Below are 22,120 nucleotides of genomic sequence, written 5' to 3'. Positions count from 1 at the left end.
AGCTGTCTGTGGATTTCGGGTACCCAGGCAACCAACCACCGTATTCGGCTGTCTGAACGAATGCCGGGCGGGTAATCGCAAGCCTGTCCCCGGTAACCGGCGACTTCCGAGAGACGGGCCCCGACGTGACCACGCCAGCAGAGCCTCCGCAGGGTGACTCCGTTCCCCCCGCCTCCGACGGCTCCGACGACGCGTCCGGCACACAGAAGGCGCGGTCGGACGAGCCCGCCGAGCCGACGACCGAAGCGGAAGCAGAACCAGAGGCAGAGGCGGAGACCGAAGCCGAGGCCGAGGCAGAACCAGAGGCCGAAGCGGACGCGGACGCGGGGACGGACGCGGGGACGGAACCGGACGCCGCTACGGAAAAGGCCGCGGAGCCGGCTGCCGATACGGAGACGGATACGCCGCCGGTCGAAGGCCCCGCCGCCGCCCCGGCGGAGGAGCCCGCCAACCCCAAGAACTGGCGCTGGCTGAAGGTCGTCGCCCTGTGCACCGCCGTACTCGTACTGGCCTGCGCGGGCACCGGCTGGTACCTCTACCAGCGGCTCAACGGCAACATCACGACCGACACCGCGACCGAGAACGACCTGAAGGTGCACGCCTCCGAGCGCCCCACGCAGGGCCCGACGGAGGCCCAGAACATCCTGCTGATCGGCTCGGACAACCGCGGGAACGGCAACAGCAAGTACGGCCAGGACAGCGGCACTCAGCGCTCGGACACCACGATCCTGCTGCACATATCCGCCGACCGGAAGAGCGCCACCGCCGTCAGCCTCCCGCGTGACCTGATGACGCACGTGCCGCGTTGCACCCTGCCGAGCGGCAAGGAGGACCACGAGCGGTTCGAGCAGTTCAACTGGGCGTTCGAGTCGGGCGGCGCGGCCTGCACCATCCGTACGGTCGAGAAGATGACCGGCATCCGCGTCGACCATCACCTGATCGTGGACTTCAACGGCTTCAAGAAGATGGTCGGGGCGGTGAACGGTGTCGATGTGTGCCTGGCCGAGCCGGTGCACGACACGTACGCGCACCTCGACCTGCCCGCGGGACGGCAGACGCTCAACGGTGAGCAGGCGCTGGGATACGTACGCGCCCGGCACGGCATCGGCGACGGCAGCGACACCATGCGGATGGACCGCCAACAGGCGTTCCTCGCCTCGCTGTTGAAGAAGGTGAGCAGCAACGGCGTGCTGCTCAACCCGACCAAGCTCTACCCGCTGCTGTCGGCCGCCACCTCGTCGCTGACCGCCGACCCCGGCCTGGACTCGCTGAGCGAGCTGTACACCCTCGCGCACAGCCTCCAGCAGATACCGACCGGGAACGTGCACTTCCTGACCGTGCCGCGCGAGCAGTACGTCAACGACATCAACCGCGACCAGCTCGTCCAGCCTGCCGCAGACACCCTCTTCAAGACGCTGCGCGACGACCGGCCGGTGAACGTGTCGGACAAGGCACCGGACAGCGGAGACGGCGGCAGTGACAGCGGAGGCGGTACGCGTACGCCCGGCACCCCGTCCGCGGGCTCGACCTCTACGGCCACGCCCACGACCACCCCCACGGGCCCCACGTACCGCGGAACGACCGCGGACCGCGACATCTGTGGCAAGAGCGGGTGAAATCCCGCTAAAGAGTCCACCTGGTCGGCAGGCGGGTTCGGCAGCTTTGTCCGGTTGTAGGGGCGCTCGATTTGTCACGGGCGCGCATCGGCGCTGAACTGTGGGGCTAGTGTGAGCGATCCGGCCGATCCCGGATGGAGGACCCGAGCGACCGTGGACACGCAAGGCCGTAGGAACATCGACCCGGCGGACCAGTGGGTCCTGGACCCGGCGACCGGTACGTACCAGTTGCGGCTGGAGCCGGACGCGGCGCCGAGGCCCACCGTGCCGGGGCAGAGCGGTCACCGCGACCCCTCCCCCGCACCGCGGGACGCCGGGCGCGGCCAAGGGCGCGACTCCGCTCCCACCGCAGGAGACGACGACGCGGCCGGGGCCGGGGCCGGGGCCGGGACCGGCCCGACGGACAGCCCCGCCCCGTCCCCCGGCGGCCGGCGCGCGGCCCGCCTCGCGGCCAGGACCGGTGCCACGACCTCCACCACCGGCTCGGCGCGACTGGGGGGCGGCTCGGCCGACGTGTCCACGCCGACCAGCCGTCGCAAGGCGAGGAACAAGAAGTCCCGTAAGAAGAAGGTCCTGTTGTGGACCGCGGGCACGGTGAGCTTCGTGCTGGTGGCGGTCGGCGTCGGCGGCTACCTCGTCTACCAGCACTTCAACAACAACATCACGACGGTGGACGTCGGCAACGCGGGCAGCAAGGACGTCACGCACACCGGTCCGATGAACGTCCTGGTGATCGGCACGGACAGCCGGGTCGGCCTCGGCAAGAAGTACGGCGACGCGGGCAGCGTCGGCCACGCGGACACCACGATCCTCTTCCATGTGTCGGCCGACCGCAGCAACGCGACCGCGATGAGCATCCCCCGCGACATCGTCACCTCCATCCCCGACTGCCCGACCAAGCAGAAGGACGGCAGCACCAAGACGGTTCCGGGCACGCCCGCGCAGCTCACCACGCCCAAGTTCAACGAGAGCCTGGGCGTGGACGGCCGCGACCCCGGCTGCACCATGCGCGCGGTGACGGCGATGACGGGGCTGCCGATCGACCACTTCATGATGGTCAACTTCGAGGCGGTGAAGGCCCTGTCGACGGCCGTCGGCGGTGTCGACGTCTGCCTCGCCCGGCCGCTGGTCGACCCGAAGTCCCATCTGAACCTGAGCGCGGGACCGCACAACATCCAGGGCGAGACGGCGTTGGAGTTCGTAAGGACCCGGCACGCGCTCAAGAACCAGAGCGACCTGGACCGGATCAAGCTCCAGCAGAACTTCCTGAGCGCGATGATCCGGAAGATCAAGTCGAGCGGTACGCTGACCAACCCGAAGAAGCTGTTCACGCTGGCGGACGCGGCCACCAAGGCGCTCACCGTGGACAGCGCGATCGGCAGCGTGAGCAAGCTCACCAGCCTGGCCAAGGACCTCAGCGAGGTGGACGAGAAGCACATCAGCTTCACCACCCTGCCGGTGCTCGACAACCCGAACGAGAAGGTGCACGCCACCGTCGTCGTCGACCCGGTCAAGGCCCCGCAGCTCTTCGCGCTGATCAAGAACGACGTGTCGCTGACCGCGGTGAAGAAGCCGTCCGCCACGCCCGACCCCCGGCTGACCGGGCCGAAGGCGACCCCGCACGACACCCGCGTCAATGTGCTCAACGGCAGCGGGACCTTCGGCGCGGCGCAGAGCACCGTCAACTGGCTCCAGAACACGCAAGGCGTCAACCGCTCGGCGAACGGCGGCAACGCGCCCGCCACCGCCAGGACCGTCCTGGAGTACGCGCCGAACCAGGCCGACCAGGCGCGTTCGCTGGCCGCGATGATGGGGCTGCCCGCCTCCGCGCTGAAGCAGGGCGCGACGGACGCGGCGCCGCTCGCGTACATGAAGCTGACCCTCGGCAAGGACTTCACGGCGCCCGGCACCCCGATCGGCCCGCCCACCGCTGCTCCCTCGGACCTCCCGAAGACCGAGGCCGCCGACACGGCGTGCGTGAAGTGAGGTCACGGATGTCGCGCACGCGACGAACGCGGTGAATACCGTAAACGCGGTGAATACGGTCAATCCGGTGAACGCGGCGAATGCCGTGACCTCCGTCACCCTCTGACGTGATCCGGGCGGGCGCCGGAGTCCCGGCGTCCGCTAATTGACGATCTCCGGGTGCAACTCCTCGCCGCTCACAGCCGTCTGACAGTGGGGCGACCCAGTATGACCCGGGTAGGGCGGCGCGTCGGCGTGCACCGTCCGTACACCCCGCGCGAAGGCGCGCGGCCGGTCACCGTGATGACGATGCGCGCCACAGGGAGGTTCGGGATGCGCGACGGGACAGTGGGAGGGAACGGCTTCGGTACGGCACCCAACCCGGACCACCGGGGATGGGACGAGAGCCTGTACCGGGACGACGCCCGCGCCTACGCGCCCGGCGCGCCATCAGGTACGGACTCCGGCGGCGACGACGGCGCGGGCTCCGGCGCGGGACCGGACGCCGACCCCGCCTCTTCCGACGGCGGGCAGGAGCCACCCGAGCGAATACCGGGCCAGCGCGGCGCGGCGGGCGGTGGCGGTCACCGGCGCGGCGGCTCACGGCGGCGCACGAAGAGCCGTAAGCGCAGGGTCCTGAAGTGGGTGTCCATCGGCGCCGCGGTCGCGGTGCTCGGCTCGGCGGGCGCGGCCTACGGCTACTACGAGTACCTGGCGGGCAAGATCCGCAAGGGCGAGCGCGTCAGCGGCAGCTCGACCGTGGCGAAGACGAAGGCCAACGCCGCCGGCAAGACGGCGATGAACATCCTCATCCTGGGCTCCGACAGCCGCAACGACCCCGAGGATTTGAAGCTCGGCGGCGCCAAGAACACCGTGGGCGACGCCGCCCGCGCCGACGTGATCATGATCGCGCACCTGTCCGCGGACCGCAGCAACATGTCCGTGGTCAGCATCCCGCGCGACACCCGCGTCAACATCCCGGCGTGCACCGACCCCAAGACGCACGAGAAGTTCGCGCCGGTCAACGACATCATCAACGCGTCGCTCGGCCGCGGCGGCGCGGGCTGCACCCTGGCCACCGTGCAGAATCTGACCGGCGTCTACATCGACCACTGGCTGACCATCGACTTCTCCGGTGTGGTGAAGATGGCCGACGTCGTCGGCGGCGTCGAGGTCTGCGTGAAGCAGAATGTGGACGACCACTCGACCCCGGCCCAGCCCGGCGGCTCGCACCTGCACCTCAAGGCGGGCAAGCAGAAGATCTACGGCGAGACCGCGCTGAAGTGGCTGCGGACCCGGCACGCCTGGGGCAGCGACGCCGCGCGGGCCAAGGCGCAGCACATGTACATGAGCGCGCTGATCCGGCAGTTGCGCAGCCAGAACCTCTTCACCGACCCGGGCAAGCTCAACAAGATCGCGACCACGGCGATGGAGGCGTTCGAGGTCTCCAAGGAGATCGGCACCCCGAAGAAGCTGTACGACCTGGGCATGCAGCTCAAGACCGTGCCGTCGGACCGCATCACGATGCTGACGATGCCGCACGACGCGGACCCGAAGGCCCCGCTGGCGCACTACATCCCGTCGGCGGACGCGCCCCAGGTCTGGTCGCTGCTGCGCAACGACGTGGCGATGGACGGCAACGGCAAGGCGAAGACCCCGGCGAGCGGGGCGCCCGCCACGACACCGGCCACGACCGCGCCGCAGGGCCCGGCCGCCGCGGCCTCCGACACCATCGCGGTCTCCGTGGTCAACGGCACCGCGGGCACCTCGGACGGCGTGGCCACGCCGAACCGCGCGGGCGGTATCGCCACCACGCTCAAGACCGCGGGCTTCACCAAGGCGGAGGCGAGCCAGCAGACCAAGCCGAGCCCCGGCACCACCCTGACGTATCCGACGAGCAGCGGTGACCAGGGCAAGGCCGACGCCACGGCGGTGGGCAAGGCGCTGAAGATCCCGGCGGGCAATGTGAAGGCGTCCGCGGACGTCGACACCATCACCTTGACCATCGGCGCGGACTGGAAGACCGGTACGGACTTCAGCAAGACGCTGCCGAAGAGCGGTTCCGTGCCGACGACGGCGGAGGCGGTGAACGGCGCGGACACGACCGGCTGCATGGAGGTGCTGCCGATCTACCGCTGGTAGGACGCGGGTGGGAGAGGGCGGGACCGGCAGGCGGTACGACCGGCCCGCGCGGGGAGCGGCTCACGCCTCCGCGCGGGCCGTCTCCGTCTGCTGGCCGTCCTGCTGGCCCTGCCCGTCCTGCTGTCCCTGCTGGACGTCGTGCTGGCCCTGCCGTCGCGGCTCCCCGTCGCGCACCGAGGGGCGGCGGCTGGCGATCACCCGGCGGGCCAGCGAGCGCGGGCTGGTGAGGAAGCCGTAGCCCCAGCACATGTGCATGGTGGCCAGGGCGAGCGGGATACGCAGCCGGGCGCCGAAGGACAGGCCGCGGCCCGCCGGGAGCGAGCCGACGGTGATGGCGGCCACATACGCGGCGGGCACCAGCAGCGCCCACGGGGTGACGGCCGCGCCGACGACGATGCCCGCCGCGTTGGCGAACAGGGCGACGGGGGCGGCCAGGTAGCGCAGGTTGACCGAGCCGCGGTGGTAGCGGGTGACGACGCGGCGCCAGCGGCCGTAGTCCTTGTACTGCTTGGCGAGCGCGCGCACGGTGGGGCGCGGCCGGTAGGAGACGCGCAGTTCGGGCGAGAACCAGATGAGGTGGCCGGCCTCGCGGATGCGGTAGTTCAGCTCCCAGTCCTGGGCGCGGATGAACTCCACGTTGTAGCCGTCCTGCCGCTCCAGCACCTCGCGGCGGAAGACGCCGAGGTAGACGGTGTCGGCGGGGGCGGCGGCGCCTCCGGTGTGGAAGGCCGCGTTGCCGACGCCGATCTTCGACGTCATGGCGGCGGCGACCGCGCGCTCCCAGTCGTTCTCGCCCTCGGCGTGCATGATGCCGCCGACGTTCGCAGCGCCCGTCTCGTCGAGGAGGCGGACGGCGGTGGCGATGTAGTCGGGCGAGAGCATGCCGTGCCCGTCGACGCGTACGACGACCGGGTGCCGGGACGCCTTGATCGCCGCGTTGAGCGCGGCGGGGGTGCGGCCGGTGGGGTTGGGCACCGTGTGGACCCGCGGGTCGGCGGCGGTCAGCTCGGCGGCGATCGCGTCCGTACCGTCCGTGGACGGGCCCAGCGCGATGACGACCTCCAGCTCGCCCGGATAGTCCTGCTCCAGGATGTGCCGCACCGAGTCGCGCAGATGGCGCTCCTCGTTGAGCACCGGCATGATCACGGAGACTGCCGGGGGCGCGGGGTTCTGCGGCGCGGCGGCACGGGTGGCGGGGTCAGGAGCGGCGGCGTTCATCGCGGCAAACGTTACCGCTAATGGGGGACCCCAGCGCGTGGGGTCAAGACCTACTGTCCTATTTGTCCCTAGCCTGAACGGGTCCGCACGCCCCTGTCACCGCACGGAGGGATTCCCTGTGCCGCCCACCCGTGTGCCGCCCACCCGAGTGCCCCCCGCGCGCCGACGTCCGCCGATCCGCTGGAGCACCCGGATCATCGGCGGCCTGGCCCTGCTGATCATCACCGCGAGCGGGGTGGGCCACGCCGTACTGAACGGGGTCAGCGGCGCGATCGACCGGGTGGACGCCTTCGGCGGGATGGAGGGGCGTCCCGACGGGTCCAAGGGCACCAACTTCCTGCTGGTCGGCACGGACGGCCGCGACGGCCTGGACCCGGCGACGAGGAAGGCGTACCACCTGGGCGGCGCGCCCTGTCACTGCACCGACACGATCATGCTGGTGCACCTGTCGGAGGACCGTTCGCACGCGAGCATCGTGAGCATCCCGCGCGATACGTACGTACGCCTGCCGGACCAGCCGTCGGCGGACGCGTCGTCCTCCGGGTCCCCTCCGGCGAGCGCGTCACCGCCCGGCACGCCGTCCGCCGCACCCTCGGCCACGCCGTCCGGCACGGCCTCCGGTACGGCGGGTGCCGCGCCCGCCGCCGAGGTCCAGGCGGACACCCACCCGGCGAAGATCAACCAGGCGTACGCGGACGGCGGCCCGAAGCTGACCGTCCGTACCGTCGAGCAGCTCACCGGTGTGCACATCGACCACTACCTGGAGGTCGACTTCACGAGGTTCATGAAGACGGTCGACGTCATCGGCGGCGTCCCGGTCTGCACGACGCGCCCGCTGAAGGACTCCTACACCGGCCTCGACCTGCCGGTCGGCACCACGAAGCTGGACGGCGGACAGGCGCTCCAGTACGTGCGCGCCCGGCATCTGGACGCGGCGGCGGATCTGGGGCGGATGCAGCGGCAGCAGCGGTTCGTGGCCCAGGTCATCCACAAGATCACCAGCGGCGGGACGCTGGCCAACCCGCTGGAGCTGAGCCGGGTCGCCTCGACCGTGCTCGGGTCGGTGCGCGCCGACCAGAACCTCAAGGCGGGTGACCTGATCGCGCTCGCGGAGGGCATGAAGGGCCTCACGGCCAGCTCGTCGGAGTTCGGCTCCGTGCCGCTGAGCGACACGGACTACTCCGTCCCGGGCGTCGGCTCCACCGTGAAGTGGGACACCGCCAAGGCCGGGAAGATGTGGGCGGCGATCCGCGCGGACCGGCCGCTGGCGGTGCACCACAAGACGGCCAGGAAACACAAGGGCGTCAAGGTGGACGTCGACCCCGCGACCATCAGGGTCTCGGTCCAGAACGGCACCGACACCAGCGGGCTGGCCGCCGCCGCGCAGAAGGCGCTGGCCGCCACCGGTTTCTCGACCGTCGGCACCCCCGGGACGTCCGAGCACCCCAGCGCGCGGACCGTGATCCGCTACGACCCCCGTTGGGACCGCTCCGCGCAGTCCCTCGCCACCGCGCTGCCCGGCTCCGAGCTGGTGGCCGTGCCCGGCCAGGGCAAGACGATGAAGGTGGTGCTCGGCTCCGACTACAAGGCGGTCACGCCGGTGACGGCGGACGACGGCGGGGCGTCGGGAACGATGGACTCCGCGCTGACGGGTGACGAGGTCGGGTGCTGACCGGATGAGGCGCTGACCGGATGGGGTGCTGACCGGATGAGGCGCTGATCGGACCGGGTGCTCAACTGACCAGCTGCTGACCCGATCGGCTGCTCAACGGCCTGAGGGCCGGACGGCCGGGGGTCTCGGGGTGCGTCCCCGGGGCCCCCGGCCGTCTTTCCGAACCGCTCAGGACACGCCCTGGTCGTCCAGGCCCTCGGCCGCGCGGCGGCGGCGCAGCTCCACGATCGCGCGGCGGCGGGCCAGGCGGTGGGTGCGGCGGATCTGGGCCTCCTGCCAGCGGCGGCGGTCGCGGTCGGTCTCGGGCAGGACGGGCGGTACGTGCCGGGGCTTGCCCTCGACGTCGACCGCGACGAAGACGAGGTAGGCGCTGGCGACCTGCTTGGCGACGCCCGACTCGTTCCAGCGCTCGGCCATGACGCGGACGCCGACCTCCATGGAGGTGCGGCCGGTCCAGTTGACCTGGGCCTTCACGGCGAGGAGGTCACCGACCCTGACCGGTTCGAGGAAGATCATCTCGTCCATCGCGCCAGTGACGGCGGGACCGCCCGAGTGCCGTCCCGCGACGGCGCCCGCCGCGTCGTCCACCAGCTTCATGACGACGCCGCCGTGGACGGTGCCCAGCAGATTGGTGTCGTGCGCGCTCATGATGTGCGAGAGCGTGATGCGGGACGCCGAGGTCGGCTTGCCCGGGAGCGCCGCGCCGTCGGGAGCGGGGACGTCGGACGTGGCCAGGGCCTCAGGCGCCCCCAGGGCCTCAGGCGTGGCCGGGGCTTCGGGGGCGGCTGGGCTCTCGGGGACTGCCGGGCTCTCGGGGGTGGGGCGATCGATCATGACAGCAACCTTATGTCCGTTGCGAAACGGTCGCGGCCGGTGGCCGAATGCATCGGGTCTGCTACAGAACCGCCGTGGATTCCCGGTCGTCGCCCGAGGCCGGGCACACTTTCCACCATGAACGGTTGGAGCGATGACACCGAGCAGCGCCGCGGCGCCGAGCCGCCGCTGCCCCCTGAACTGTCGCCGCGCCGGGCCGCCGCCGCGGCGGGCGGGGTACCGCCGCAGCCCGTCCGACGTCCCGGCCCCGCGGGGCCCGCGGGCCCCGGCCGAGGCGGCCAGGGCGGAGGCGGCTTCGGCCCGCCCCCGCCCGGCGGGACCGCCACCGGCCCCCGCAGGCCCCGCTGGAGCACCCGCAAGAAGATCGGCATCACGGCGCTCGGTCTGGTCGTGGCGCTGCTGGTGGTGTCCGTCTCCACGTACTTCTGGGCCGACTCCAAGGTGCGCCGCGAGGTCGACCTGAGCAAGGTCGAGGACCGCCCGCCGACGGGCAAGGGCACCAACTATCTGATCGTCGGTTCGGACAGCCGTGAGGGGCTGACCAAGCAGGACGAGAAGGACCTGCACACCGGCGCCGCGGACGGCCAGCGCACCGACTCCATGATGATCCTGCACACCGGCGGCAACGGGACCACCATGATGAGCCTGCCGCGCGACTCGTACGTCACGATCCCGGCCTTCACCGGCCAGAAGTCGGGCAAGCGGTACGCGGCCTCCACACACAAGCTCAACCGCGCGTACTCCGACGGCGGCCCCGAGCTGCTGACCCGCACCATCGAGTACAACACCGGCCTGCACATCGACCACTACGCGGAGATCGGCTTCTCCGGGTTCGTGAACCTGGTGAACGCGCTCGGCGGCGTCAACATGTGCCTGGACAAGCCGCTGAAGGACAAGGCGTCGGGCGCCGACTTCGCGGCGGGCTGCCAGAAGCTCAACGGCAAGCAGTCGCTGGCCTTCGTCCGGCAGCGGCACCAGGAGGCCGACCAGGACCTCGGCCGGATGCGCAACCAGCAGAAGTTCCTGTCGACGCTGGCCCACCAGGCGGCCTCGCCGACGACGATCCTCAACCCGTTCAAGCTCTACCCGGTGATCGGCTCCGGGCTCGACACGCTCATCGTCGACAAGAAGATGAGCCTGATGAACCTGGCCTCGATGTTCTGGGCCATGAAGGGCGTCACGGGCGGCGACGGCAACTCCGTCACGGTCCCGATCGGCAACGCCAACTACATGACGCCCAATGACGGCGACGCCGTGAAGTGGGACATGACGAAGGCGAAGACGCTCTTCGACGAGCTGAAGAACGACCAGAAGGTGACCGCCACCAAGTAGGTACCGGGCGGGCACCGACGGGACGGCACACACCGAAGGCCCCGGCCCCCGCAGCGAATCGTCGCTGCGGGGGCCGGGGCCTTTGGTGACGGTACGGAGTCTGCTGCCTCGGGATCTGATCCTCGAAGGTCTGACACCTCGGGCTCAGATGCCTCGGGCTGGACGCCTCGGGCTCAGACGGCGGCCGGGGCTCCGGTCACGGCGGGCACCCACTGGTCGAGCTCGGTGCGCCAGTAACGGGCCACGTTCAGCCGGGTCGGCTTGGGCTCACCGGGGAGCTGGAACTTCAGCGAGCTCCACAGGGCGTTCCGCTTGACCTCGGACACCAGGCCCGCGGCCTCGGCGCGCGGTATCGCGGCGACGAGCTCCTTCGGGCGGGAGCTCATGCGGCCCGCCTTGTGGAAGACCACGGCCTGCTCGGTGACCGTGACGAAGTAGTACTTCACGAATGCCTGGGCGATCAGGCCGAGCGAGTTGATCAGCCACGGGCTCGGTCCGGTGACCGTGTGGATCGTGGCGATCGGACGGTCGCTCGGGTTGATCTCCGCGATGGCCTGAGCCACCTGCTCCTGCATCGTGGACTTGCGAATGGCCATAAAGGGTCCCCCTGCTTCAGGTGTGTGGACGATTGCCGCGACGCCGTCGGATGACGACGGCGTCGCAGCGTATCGCCTGCTGCCTGTCAGGTACGCGCAGGGTTTGCATTGATACACGCCGGTGACGAACGAGACCTCAGCGACGCGTAGTTGGCCGGATCGTGACCTTAGTGACGCGCACCGGCCGTACGACGACGCAGGCCGTAGACGGCGCCGCCGCCGACCACCACGAGCGCGCCGGCGACACCGGCGATCATGCCCGTGTTGCTGCCGCCACCGGTCTCGGCCAGGTCGGTGGTGCCACCGGCCGCGGGCGAGGGAGCGTTGGTGTCGTCAACCGCCGCCGCGCCGCTGGTGCTCGGCGTCGCGGTGGGGGTGTCGGACGGGGCCGTCGAGGGCGTTTCGGTCGCCGGCGTGGTCGGCGTGTCCGACGGAGTGTCGGTGGCCGGCGTGGTCGGCGTGTCGGTCGCGGGCGTGGTCGGGGTGTCGACCTTGCACGCGGTCTCCGGCGTCTTCACGTCCGTGGTGCCGACCTTCTGGCCGGAAGCCTTCACGACGGTGACCGTGTACGTCGTGGACGGCGACCAGTCGACCGGGAAGTTGACGGTGACGCCCTGACGCGTCCCGGTCAGGTTCTCCTGGTGACCGACCTCGGTCTGCCCCTGCGACACGGTGATGTTCACCAGCGTGTGGGAGTAGTCCTTGTTGGTGACGTCGATCGAGCCCTTGCCGTTGTCGCACGAGGCTTGGGCGGAGAACTCGGAGATGTTGCAAGCGAACGCGTTGCCTGCAACGCCCAGCGCGAGCGCGGCTGCGGCGGAGGCAACGCCGATGGTACGCACCGCGATTGCGGTACGGCGGGATATGGACACGTCTTCCCTTCACGGGATCGGATCACAAGCGCGGAAAGGGCACACAAGGGGCGGGATCGAACTCCCGCGCCACCTGTGGCCCTCAAACCTCTACAAGCCGCCGCGTCCGCTTGTCAATTGATCGCAAACCGCCCGCTAAACGGCGCCGGGTGACGATCCCCCCCGCCCGAACCACCGGACTACACCGGATAGTCGGACATAGCGATCTTCCCCCGATCGTTGTACTGAACCCCCCGAACCGCCCTCCCCCGTCACCCACTTCACCCCCGTCACCCGCCTATCACCACCCCCCGCCCTAGGGGAGGTTTCGCGCCATCACGATGCGCTGGACCTGGTTGGTGCCCTCGTAGATTTGGGTAATTTTGGCGTCGCGCATCATGCGCTCGACGGGGTAGTCGCGGGTGTAGCCGTAGCCGCCGAGGAGTTGGACGGCGTCGGTGGTGATGTCCATGGCGACGTCGGAGGCGTAGCACTTGGCGGCGGCGCCGAAGAAGGTGAGGTCTTCCTCCTTGCCGCCGGCCGAGACGCGTTCTGACCTGGCGGCGGCGGCGTAGGTGAGCTGGCGGGCGGCTTCGAGCTTCATGGCCATGTCGGCGAGCATGAACTGGATGCCCTGGAATTCGGCGATGGCCTTGCCGAACTGCTGGCGCTCCTTGACGTAGCCCTTGGCGTAGTCGAGGGCGCCCTGGGCGATGCCGATGGCCTGGGCGGCGATGGTGACGCGGGTGTGGTCGAGGGTCCTCATCGCGGTGGCGAAGCCGGTGCCCTCGGCGCCGATCATGCGGTCGGCGGGGATGCGGACGTTGTCGAAGTAGACCTCGCGGGTCGGGGAGCCCTTGATGCCGAGCTTCTTCTCGGGGGCGCCGAAGGAGACGCCCTCGTCGCCCTTCTCGACCACGAACGCGGAGATGCCCTTGGAGCGCTTGTCGGGGTCGGTGACGGCCATGACCGTGTAGAACTCGGAGACGCCCGCGTTGGTGATCCAGCGCTTGACGCCGTTGAGCACGAAGGTGTCGCCGTCGCGTACCGCGCGGGTCTTCATGCCCGCCGCGTCCGAGCCGGCCTCGGGCTCGGACAGCGCGTACGAGAACATGCCCTCCTTGCGCGCCAGGGCGCCGAGGTACCTCGTCTTCAGCTCCTCGGAGCCGGAGAGCTGTACGGGCAGCGAGCCGAGCTTGTTGACCGCGGGGATGAGGGAGGAGGAGGCGCAGACCCGCGCCACCTCCTCGATCACGATGACCGTGGACAGCGCGTCCGCGCCCGGGCCGTCGTACGCCTCGGGGACGTGGATCGCGTGCAGGTCGTTGGCCTCCAGCGCGTCACGGGCCTCCTGCGGGAAGCGGCCGTGCTCGTCCACCTCGGCCGCGAACGGCGCGATCTTCGCCTCCGCGAGGGAGCGGACCGCGTCCCGGAGCATGTCGTGCTCCTCGGACGTACGGAAAAGGTCGAAGTCGGAGGATCCGGCCAAGGTGTCTCACTCCCCGAGTGCAGCGCTAACTACCGTTAAGTAACCCAATGATCCTAGGCCCGCACCCGCGGCGCCACCTACGTGACGTTCATGACACCCGCGGAACACCGCACGACACACCACAACGCCCCGCAACGCCTCACGACACCTTGTCGCCGAGCCGGTCGACGGTGTTGTTCGCGAGGTAGTCGCTCATCGTGTCGTTGCGGAGCGCCTGCCACAGCTCGGAGGAGCCGTTGGCGTCCAGCAGCACCACGGACTGCTTCTTGATGGTGTCGAAGCCGGAGATCGGCGCGTTCATGAACACCATGTCCGAGGAGCGCACATCGCGCATGTTCCACACCAGGTCGCGCAGATCGCCGTTGGACAGCCTGTCGTCCACGCTCACCACGGACGTCACCTGGTCCAGGGTCCGCTTCAGCTTGAGCGGGTTGGAGAAGGTGCCGCCGGAGAGCATCTTGGACAGCACGGCCCGCAGGAAATTCTGCTGCCGGTGCGTACGGTCCAGGTCGCCGCGCGGCAGGCCGTAGCGCTCGCGCACGTAGTCGAGGGCGTCGTCGCCGTTCATGTGGTGGGGGCCGGCCGTCCAGACGCCGCCGGGGCCGTTGCGGCGGTCGACCGTCTTGTCGACGGTGATGTCCACGCCGCCGACCGCGTTCGTCAGATTCTTGAAGCCGCTCCAGTCGATCACCGCGAGGTGGTCGACCTTCACCTTGGTGAGCCGCTGCACGGTGTCGATCAGCAGCGGCGGGCCGCCCCAGGAGAAGGCCGCGTTCAGCTTCGCCTGGCCGTGGCCGGGGATGCTCACCCAGGAGTCGCGCGGCAGCGAGACGACGTACGCGTGTTTGTGGTCGGCGGGCAGGTGCACCAGCATCATCGTGTCGCTGCGCTGGGCGCCCGGCTTCCACTCCGGCGCCTTGGCGTTCTTGCCGGTGGTCGGCAGGTCGGACCTGGCGTCCAGGCCGACCAGCAGGAAGGTCTGGCTGCCGCTCTTGGACGCCTGCGGCTGCGCGGCGGCCGGTACGTCGGTCGGGAAGGCGTTCGGGATGCGCTCGACGCGGCCGGTGTAGTGCTGGAAGGCCCAGTAGGCGGTGCCGACGACCAGCAGCACACCGGTGCAGAGCAGGATCACGGCCGCGTACAGCACGCGGCGGGTACGGCGGCGCCGCCGGGTCTTGCGCGCCGGGCTGTCGGGGCCGTCAGGACCGTCGGGCGCGAGACCGTCGTCCGCATCCGGCTCAAGTGCCGACTCCGGCTCCGGCTCGGACCCCGGCTCGCGCTTGACGGCCGATATCCGCCCCGATATCCGCCCCGGTATCCCCTCCGGTTCCGGCGACCGCCCCTCGTCCGGCCCCCGGTCCCGCCGCTGATCCGGCGTCGTCACGTCCGTTCCGGTCGGGACCGTCCCCTCGTCCGTCCCGCCGCCTCTGCCGCTCGCGTCACCCACGATTGCACCCCACCCCTCGACCCACCCCTTGGATATCTGCACGCATTGTGGACCCCCGGCCCCCCGACCACCCACTATTTGGTCCGCGCGGTCCCTACTATGCTCTGCGCATGCCTCTGAAGCTCACCGTCATCGGCACCGGTTATCTCGGCGCCACCCATGCCGCCGCGATGGCCGAGCTCGGTTTCGAAGTGCTCGGCCTCGACATCGTGCCGAGCAAGATCGAGATGCTGTCGCAGGGGCGCGTCCCCATGTACGAGCCGGGCCTGGAGGAACTGCTCGCGAGACATGTGGCCGGGATCGAGGGCTCCAGCGGGCGGCTGCGCTTCACCACCTCCTGGGAGGAGGTCGCCGAGTTCGGCGATGTCCACTTCGTCTGCGTGAACACCCCGCAGAAGCACGGCGAGTACGCCTGCGACATGAGCTACGTGGAGAACGCCTTCTCCTCGCTGGCCCCGCATCTGCGGCGCCCCGCGCTGGTGGTCGGCAAGTCCACCGTGCCGGTGGGCAGCGCGGCCGGGCTGGCGGAGCGGCTGCGCGAGACGGCCCCGGCGGGCGCGGACGCGGAGCTGGCGTGGAACCCGGAGTTCCTGCGCGAGGGCTTCGCGGTGCAGGACACGCTGCACCCGGACCGGATCGTGATCGGCGTGACCAGCGAGCGCGCCGAGTCACTCCTGCGGGAGGTTTACGCCGGACCGCTCGCAGAAGACACGCCGTTCATCGTCACGGACTACCCGACGGCCGAACTCGTCAAGACCGCGGCCAACGCCTTCCTCGCCACCAAGATCTCCTTCATCAACGCCATGGCCGAGGTCAGCGAGGCGGCGGGCGGCGATGTCGCCAAGCTCGCCGAGGCGATCGGGCACGACGACCGGATCGGCCACAAATTCCTCAGGGCCGGGATCGGCTTCGGCGGCGGCTGTCTGCCCAAGGACATCCGCGCGTTCATGGCGCGCGCCGGTGAGCTGGGCGCCGACCAGGCGCTGACGTTCCTGCGCGAGGTCGACTCCATCAATATGCGGCGCCGCACCAGCATGGTGGAGATGGCCCGCGAGGCGGTCGGCGGGAGCCTGCTCGGCCGCCGGATCGCCGTGCTGGGCGCCACCTTCAAGCCGGACTCCGACGACGTCCGCGACTCCCCCGCCCTCAATGTGGCGGGCCAGATACACCTCCAGGGCGGCCAGGTCACGGTCTACGACCCGAAGGGCATGGAGAACGCCAAGCGGCTCTTCCCGACCCTGCGTTACGCCCCCACGCCGCTGGACGCCGTCCGCGGTGCCGACCTCGTACTGCACCTGACCGAGTGGCGGGAATTCCGCGAGCTGGACACCGCCGCCCTCGCCGACGTGGCCCGCGAGCGGCACATCCTCGACGGCCGCAACGCGCTCGACCCCGCGGTCTGGCGCAAGGCCGGCTGGACCTACCGCGCGATGGGCCGCCCCTCCGCGTAACCGACGACACCCGCGGGGCCCGTACGCGACACCACCGCGTACGGGCCCTCGTCCGTATGCGCGTGTCTCGTACGTGCGCACGTCAATGACCGGCCGTACGGGCCGCCATACCGGAAGGGAACGGCCGGGCGGCACGCGCCTCAGCGCGTACGGCTGCGGTACGCCCGCATCTTGGCGCGGCTGCCGCAGATCGCCATCGTGCACCAGCGGCTGCGGCCCGAGGGGCTGCGGTCGTAGTAGACCCACCGGCAGGTGTCGGCCGCGCACGCCTTGAGGCGGGGCCAGGTGCCGTCCGCGACGGCCGAGACGACGGCGGCGGCGACGCGGGCGGTGAGGGCCGGGGGTCCGGTCAGGCCGGGGGCGGGGCGTACGGCTGCGGCGCCCTCGGCGTCGACGGTCAGACGCAGCGGCGCGCGGGACAGCAGGCGTTCCAGCGCCTCCAGGGTGGCGGGCGGTATGTCGACGCCCGCGTGGGCCTGGCAGACGTCGCGCAGCGCCTCGCGCAGGACGAGGACGTCGGCGAGCCCTCCGGGGCCGAAGCCGGGCCCCTCGATGCCGCGCTCCCCCGCCCAGGCGGCCAGCTCCGCCGGGGTGTGCAGCGCGTCGTCGCCGCTCTCCAGGTCGACGGTGTTGACCAGGTCCTGGACCAGCCGCAGCGGTCCAGGCGCGGGACTGCGTTCTCCGGGCTGCTCCACCCTTGAAACGTTACCGCCACTCCGCCATGATGAAGTAACCGTTACCGGCTGAGACCGCTGTACTGGTAACCGCTGTACTGGTCACCGCTAACCGCTGTCCGGTGACCACGGCACCGGCCGGTGGCACGGCAGCCCACCACGAGAGGAATCCGTCATGATCGGCACCTTGGGCGCGGTCGTCCTGGACTGTCCCGACCCGCGCGCGCTGGCCGCCTTCTACGCCGAGCTGGTCGGCGGCACGGTCGACGCGTCGGAGGACGACTGGGTCGACCTCAACCGCGAGGACGGCCAGCGCCTGTCCTTCCAGCTCGCCCCGGCGCACCGGGCGCCCCGCTGGCCCGACCCCGAGCGCCCCCAGCAGTTCCACCTCGACATCGCTGTGGAGCGCGCCGCGATGGACAGCGCGGAGAAGCAGGTGCTCGCGCTGGGCGCGACGCTCCTGGAGGGCGACCTGGACGGCGCGCGCAACTGGCGCGTGTACGCGGACCCCGCCGGGCACCCGTTCTGCCTCTGCGCCTGCTGAACGGCCGCCGTCCCCCGGCGGCCCCGCCGCCGTCGCCCCGCGGTCACCGCTCCGCCCCCTGGTCATCGGCCGTCCGACGCCCGGCCGTATTCCGGCCGTTGCATCCTGCTCGCGGTACTACGATCCGGTAGGCGCGTGACTGGCGGGGACGACCGAGAGCGGTGGCCATGCTCCGAACTCCACTGCGGCTGCGGGCATCCCTGCGACGACCACCGGGGGAAGCCGCACCACTGGAGCAGCGAGAACGAATACATCAGGGGGACGAGGGGCGGGAAGAGCGGGACGCCGACGAGGGGGACGCCGGGGAAGCGGCCGGGCGACCGGCTCGCAGGCGTACGCGGGTGCCGTGGCGCACCCTCGCCGGGCTGATACCCGTGCTGCTCGTCGGCGGCTGGGTGTCGCAGCACTGGTCGCTGATCGAGACCGGCTGCCGTGACCTGCTGGCCGCCAACCGAGGCTGGCTGCTGGCCGCGCTCGCGGCGACCGGCCTCGGCTGGGTCGCCAACGCCGTGGCCCGGCAGGGCACGGTGCTCGAACCGCTGCCGCCCGCCCGCCTGTTGGCCACGCAGTTCGCCGCCTCGGCCGCGGGACAGCTCGCCCCCGCCGGGATCGGCGCGAGCGCGGTCAATCTGCGCTTCCTGCGCACCCAGGGGCTTCCGCTGCTCCGCTCGTCGGCCGCCCTCGCGCTGTACTCGCTGGCGGAGTCCGTCGGCCGGGTGACGCTGCTGCTGGTGCTGCTCGCGCTCTTCCCGCACGCGCTGCACCTGCGCGGCCTGCTGCCCGACGGCAACGCGCTGCTGCTCCTCGGGCTGCTGGCCGTTCTCGTGCTCGGCGCGGCGGCGCTCGCGCTGGCGCTGCTCCGGCCGCTGCGCCGTACGATCCGCGACTTCCTGGCGGCGGCGCTCACCGACGCCCGTACGCTGCACACCCGGCCGTCCCGCGCGCTCGCGCTGTGGGGCGGCTCGCTGGCCTTCCCCGCGCTCCAGGCCGCCGGTCTCGCCGCGGTCACGCTCGCGCTGGGGATACCGGTCTCCGCCGCGCACGTCGCGCTCGCGTATCTGCTCGCCACGTGTCTGGCGGCGGCCGTGCCCACGCCCGGCGGGATCGGGTCGGTCGACGCGGCGCTCGCCCTGGCCCTGGTGGCGGCGGGCGCCTCGACGACCGCCGCCGCCTCCGCCGTGCTCGGCTACCGCATCGTCACGGTCTGGCTGCCGCTGGTGCCCGCCGCGCTGACGCTGGGCGCGCTGGTGCGGCGCAAGGTCCTCTGAGCGGGCGCCTTCGCCTCCACGGGGTCAGGCGCGCGGGCCGTCCAGGGCCGCGATCGTCGCCGTCGAGGGGCCGCGCCGGGCGCGGATCGCCGCGGCGGCCGACTCGGCCTCGCGCAGCACCCGTACCGCGTTCTGCCAGGTCAGCTTGGCGATGTCCGGGTCGGACCAGCCGCGGGTGAGCAGTTCGGCGATCAGGTGCGGGTAGCCGGAGACGTCGGCGAGGCCGTCGGGGGTGAAGGCCGTGCCGTCGTAGTCGCCGCCGATGCCGATGTGGTCGACGCCCGCGACGGCCCGCATGTGGTCGAGGTGGTCGGCGACGGTGGCCGCGGTGGCGACCGGGCGCGGGTGGGCGGCCTCGTACGCGCGCTGCACGGCCATGCCGTCCGGGGTGGTGTCGAGGTGGTGCAGGCCGTGGGCGCGCATGTTCTCGTCGGCCGCCGCGGTCCACTCGATGGCGGCGGGCAGGATGAACTTGGGCACGAAGGTCGCCATCGCGACACCGCCGTTGGCGGGCAGCGCGGCCAGTACGTCGTCGGGGATGTTGCGCACGTGGTCGCAGACGGCGCGGGACGAGGAGTGCGAGAAGAGCACCGGGGCCTCGGCGACCCGCAGCGCGGCGCGCATGGTGTCGGGCGAGACGTGGGAGAGGTCCACCAGCATCCCGAGCCGGTTCATCTCGCGCACGACCTCCTCGCCGAAGGCGGTGAGACCGCCCGCGACGGGCTTGTCGGTCGCCGAGTCCGCCCACGGGGTGTTGTCGTTGTGCGTGAGCGTCATGTAGCGGACGCCGAGGTCGTACAGGCCGCGCAGCGTCCCCAGCGAGCAGTCGATGGAGTGGCCGCCCTCGGCGCCCATCAGGGAGGCGATCCTGCCCTCGGAACGGGCGGTCTCCATGTCGTCGGCGGTCAGCGCGAGCCGCAGGTCGGCCGGGTAGCGGTCGGCCAACCGCCGTACGACGTCGATCTGTTCGAGCGTCGCGGTGACGGCCTCGCCGCCGGTCAGCTCCACCGACACGTACACCGACCAGAACTGCGCGCCGACGCCGCCCGCCCGCAGCCGCGGGATGTCGGTGTGCAGCCGGTCGCTCTGGTCGGCGGCGATGTCGAGCCGGTCGAGGTCGTACGCCACCTGCTCGCGCAGGGCCCACGGCAGGTCGTTGTGCCCGTCCACCACGGGGTGGGCGGCGAGCAGTTCGCGGGCGTGCGTCAGGTGGTCCACGTCGTACCTCCGGGTGGGGAGCGGGTGTTGGCGTCGGCGGCCGGGAGCCGAGGGCGGCGCGCCTTGCGGGGCTACGGGCCTACGGGCCTGCGGGCCTGCGGGCCTGCGCGCCTTGCGGGTCAGAAGCCGAAGCCGCCCGCGCCCTTCGCCTTCGCGCGCAGCCGCTTGCCCTTCTCCGTCGCCTGCTCGTTGAGCGACTGCTGGAACTCCCGCATCCGGGTGAGGAGTTCGGGGTCGTGGGCGGCGAGGATGCGGATGGCGAGCAGCCCGGCGTTGCGGGCGCCCGCGACCGAGACGGTGGCGACCGGGACGCCCGCGGGCATCTGGACGATGGACAGCAGCGAGTCCATGCCGTCGAGGTACTTCAGCGGCACGGGCACGCCGATGACCGGCAGCGGGGTGACGGAGGCGAGCATGCCGGGCAGGTGGGCGGCGCCGCCCGCGCCCGCGATGATGGTCTTCAGGCCGCGGCCGTCGGCCTGCTCGCCGTACGCGATCATCTCGTGCGGCATGCGGTGCGCGGAGACCACGTCGACCTCGTAGGGCACCTCGAACTCGTCGAGGATCTGCGCGGCGGCCTCCATGACCTCCCAGTCGGAGTCCGAGCCCATCACGACGCCGACCAGCGGGCTCCCGGCGGAAGCGGCGGGGTTACTCATCGATCGTTCCTCGCAGATAGTCGGCCGCGTGCCGGGCGCGCTCGCGCACGTCCGCCAGGTCGTCGCCGTAGGTGTTGACGTGGCCGACCTTACGGCCGGGCTTCACGTCCTTGCCGTACATGTGGATCTTCAGACCCGGGTCGCGGGCCATGCAGTGCAGGTAGGCCGCGTACATGTCGGGGAAGTCGCCGCCGAGCACGTTGGCCATGACCGTCCAGCGGGCGCGCGGGCGCGGGTCGCCGAGCGGCAGGTCGAGGACGGCGCGCAGGTGGTTGGCGAACTGCGAGGTGACGGCGCCGTCCATGGTCCAGTGGCCGCTGTTGTGCGGGCGCATCGCCAGCTCGTTCACCAGGATGGCGGAGCTGCCGTCGGCCGCGCGGGTCTCGAACAGCTCCACCGCGAGGTGGCCGACCACGCCCAGCTCGCGCGCGACGGTCAGCGCGAGCTGCTGGGCCCGCGCGGACAGGGCGTCGGACAGGCCGGGCGCGGGCGCGATCACGGTGTCGCACACCCCGTCGACCTGGACGGACTCCACGACCGGGTACGCGACGGCCTGGCCGTGCGGCGACCTGACGACATTGGCGGCCAGCTCCCGTACGAAGTCCACCTTCTCCTCGGCGAGCACCGGGACGCCCGCGCGGAAGGGCTCGGCGGCGTCGGCCTCGGAGCGGGCGATCCACACGCCCTTGCCGTCGTAGCCGCCGCGCACGGTCTTCAGGACCACGGGGTAGCCCCCGGCCTGCTCCTCGGCGAACCGGGTGACGTCGGCGGGGTCGGTGACGATGCGGTTGACCGGGCAGGGCACGCCGATCTCGGCGAGGCGGGCGCGCATGACGCCCTTGTCCTGGGCGTGCACCAGCGCGTCGGGCCCCGGGCGTACGACGACGCCGTCCGCCTCCAGGGCGCGCAGGTGCTCGGCCGGCACGTGCTCGTGGTCAAAGGTCAGCACGTCGCACCCCTGGGCGAAGGCCCGCAGGGTCGCGAGGTCCCGGTAGTCACCCACGGTCACGTCGGCGACCACCTGGGCCGCCGAGTCCTGAGGGGTGTCGCTGAGAATCCTGAACCTGACGCCGAGCGGGATGCCCGCCTCGTGGGTCATGCGGGCGAGCTGGCCGCCGCCGATCATGCCGACTACCGGGAATGT

General features: G+C 71.3%; 17 protein-coding genes and 1 pseudogene. 8 read left to right on the top strand and 10 right to left on the bottom strand.

The features are described from left to right. The first annotated feature begins 125 nt into the window (after positions 1-125). The 3 genes from ACZ4EF_RS03925 (at position 126) to ACZ4EF_RS03915 (ending at position 5,723) form a co-directional block, all read left to right on the top strand. Positions 126-1,616, top strand: a complete 1,491-nt coding sequence (locus ACZ4EF_RS03925) for an LCP family protein (protein WP_467502590.1) — start codon at positions 126-128, stop codon at positions 1,614-1,616. 153 nt (positions 1,617-1,769) lie between these two features. After that, positions 1,770-3,602: an LCP family protein gene (locus ACZ4EF_RS03920; protein WP_467502588.1), complete on the top strand. Its 1,833-nt coding sequence runs from the start codon at positions 1,770-1,772 to the stop codon at positions 3,600-3,602. Positions 3,603-3,914: 312 nt separating this feature from the next. Beyond that, the gene (locus tag ACZ4EF_RS03915) at positions 3,915-5,723 is read left to right on the top strand and encodes an LCP family protein (RefSeq protein WP_355350019.1); all 1,809 of its coding nucleotides are present in this window, start codon (positions 3,915-3,917) and stop codon (positions 5,721-5,723) included. A gap of 171 nt (positions 5,724-5,894) precedes the next feature. Here the strand turns inward: ACZ4EF_RS03915 and ACZ4EF_RS03910 are convergent. After that, a pseudogene (locus ACZ4EF_RS03910) lies at positions 5,895-6,941 on the bottom strand (glycosyltransferase family 2 protein); the annotation flags it as partial. A 118-nt stretch (positions 6,942-7,059) separates the two neighbouring features. Here ACZ4EF_RS03910 and ACZ4EF_RS03905 point away from each other — a divergent pair. Next, complete coding sequence (locus ACZ4EF_RS03905) at positions 7,060-8,613, top strand: LCP family protein (protein ID WP_467502586.1); 1,554 nt, start codon at positions 7,060-7,062, stop codon at positions 8,611-8,613. 168 nt (positions 8,614-8,781) lie between these two features. Here the strand turns inward: ACZ4EF_RS03905 and ACZ4EF_RS03900 are convergent, their stop codons facing one another. Next, a complete protein-coding gene (locus tag ACZ4EF_RS03900) occupies positions 8,782-9,261 on the bottom strand; it encodes an acyl-CoA thioesterase (RefSeq protein ID WP_391051690.1) in 480 nt (159 codons plus the stop codon). Between the two features lie 303 nt (positions 9,262-9,564). On the opposite strand from ACZ4EF_RS03900, the gene ACZ4EF_RS03895 reads away from it, so the two are divergent. Continuing rightward, a complete protein-coding gene (locus ACZ4EF_RS03895) occupies positions 9,565-10,779 on the top strand; it encodes an LCP family protein (protein ID WP_355350028.1) in 1,215 nt (404 codons plus the stop codon). Positions 10,780-10,952: 173 nt separating this feature from the next. Here ACZ4EF_RS03895 and ACZ4EF_RS03890 read toward each other — a convergent pair whose 3' ends face one another. From ACZ4EF_RS03890 to ACZ4EF_RS03875, 4 genes are all read right to left on the bottom strand, one after another. Continuing rightward, positions 10,953-11,375, bottom strand: a complete 423-nt coding sequence (locus ACZ4EF_RS03890) for a hypothetical protein (protein ID WP_355350031.1) — start codon at positions 11,373-11,375, stop codon at positions 10,953-10,955. 167 nt (positions 11,376-11,542) lie between these two features. Next, the gene (locus tag ACZ4EF_RS03885; protein WP_391162248.1) at positions 11,543-12,247 is read right to left on the bottom strand and encodes an LAETG motif-containing sortase-dependent surface protein; all 705 of its coding nucleotides are present in this window, start codon (positions 12,245-12,247) and stop codon (positions 11,543-11,545) included. A gap of 295 nt (positions 12,248-12,542) precedes the next feature. Continuing rightward, positions 12,543-13,715, bottom strand: a complete 1,173-nt coding sequence (locus ACZ4EF_RS03880; RefSeq protein ID WP_391051522.1) for an acyl-CoA dehydrogenase family protein — start codon at positions 13,713-13,715, stop codon at positions 12,543-12,545. A 139-nt stretch (positions 13,716-13,854) separates the two neighbouring features. After that, positions 13,855-15,099, bottom strand: coding sequence for an LCP family protein (locus ACZ4EF_RS03875; RefSeq protein WP_391162250.1), 1,245 nt, complete (start codon positions 15,097-15,099; stop codon positions 13,855-13,857). 173 nt (positions 15,100-15,272) lie between these two features. Here ACZ4EF_RS03875 and ACZ4EF_RS03870 point away from each other — a divergent pair, with 173 nt between their 5' ends. Beyond that, positions 15,273-16,613, top strand: a complete 1,341-nt coding sequence (locus tag ACZ4EF_RS03870) for a UDP-glucose dehydrogenase family protein (protein WP_467502583.1) — start codon at positions 15,273-15,275, stop codon at positions 16,611-16,613. A gap of 140 nt (positions 16,614-16,753) precedes the next feature. Here the strand turns inward: ACZ4EF_RS03870 and ACZ4EF_RS03865 are convergent, their stop codons facing one another. After that, positions 16,754-17,308 (bottom strand): CGNR zinc finger domain-containing protein, encoded by a 555-nt coding sequence (locus tag ACZ4EF_RS03865; protein ID WP_467502581.1) that lies wholly within the window; start codon positions 17,306-17,308, stop codon positions 16,754-16,756. A 154-nt stretch (positions 17,309-17,462) separates the two neighbouring features. Here ACZ4EF_RS03865 and ACZ4EF_RS03860 point away from each other — a divergent pair, with 154 nt between their 5' ends. Both ACZ4EF_RS03860 and ACZ4EF_RS03855 read left to right on the top strand, forming a co-directional pair. Beyond that, a complete protein-coding gene (locus tag ACZ4EF_RS03860) occupies positions 17,463-17,831 on the top strand; it encodes a VOC family protein (RefSeq protein ID WP_355347022.1) in 369 nt (122 codons plus the stop codon). A 341-nt stretch (positions 17,832-18,172) separates the two neighbouring features. Continuing rightward, positions 18,173-19,099 carry a lysylphosphatidylglycerol synthase transmembrane domain-containing protein gene (locus tag ACZ4EF_RS03855; RefSeq protein ID WP_355347019.1) on the top strand — a complete coding sequence of 309 codons (927 nt, stop codon included), beginning with the start codon at positions 18,173-18,175 and terminating at the stop codon, positions 19,097-19,099. 24 nt (positions 19,100-19,123) lie between these two features. On the opposite strand, the gene ACZ4EF_RS03850 is transcribed toward ACZ4EF_RS03855, so the two are convergent. The 3 genes from ACZ4EF_RS03850 to ACZ4EF_RS03840 form a co-directional block, all read right to left on the bottom strand. After that, positions 19,124-20,317 carry a dipeptidase gene (locus ACZ4EF_RS03850; RefSeq protein WP_391051530.1) on the bottom strand — a complete coding sequence of 398 codons (1,194 nt, stop codon included), beginning with the start codon at positions 20,315-20,317 and terminating at the stop codon, positions 19,124-19,126. 119 nt (positions 20,318-20,436) lie between these two features. After that, complete coding sequence (purE, locus tag ACZ4EF_RS03845; RefSeq protein WP_355347013.1) at positions 20,437-20,976, bottom strand: 5-(carboxyamino)imidazole ribonucleotide mutase; 540 nt, start codon at positions 20,974-20,976, stop codon at positions 20,437-20,439. Further along, positions 20,969-22,102 carry a 5-(carboxyamino)imidazole ribonucleotide synthase gene (locus tag ACZ4EF_RS03840; protein WP_391051693.1) on the bottom strand — a complete coding sequence of 378 codons (1,134 nt, stop codon included), beginning with the start codon at positions 22,100-22,102 and terminating at the stop codon, positions 20,969-20,971. The genes purE and ACZ4EF_RS03840 overlap by 8 nt, the downstream gene beginning before the upstream one ends. Positions 22,103-22,120: the final 18 nt, after the last annotated feature.

Source organism: Streptomyces sp. NPDC025721 (assembly GCF_055558595.1).
This window is presented reverse-complemented; position numbering and strand designations above follow the sequence as displayed.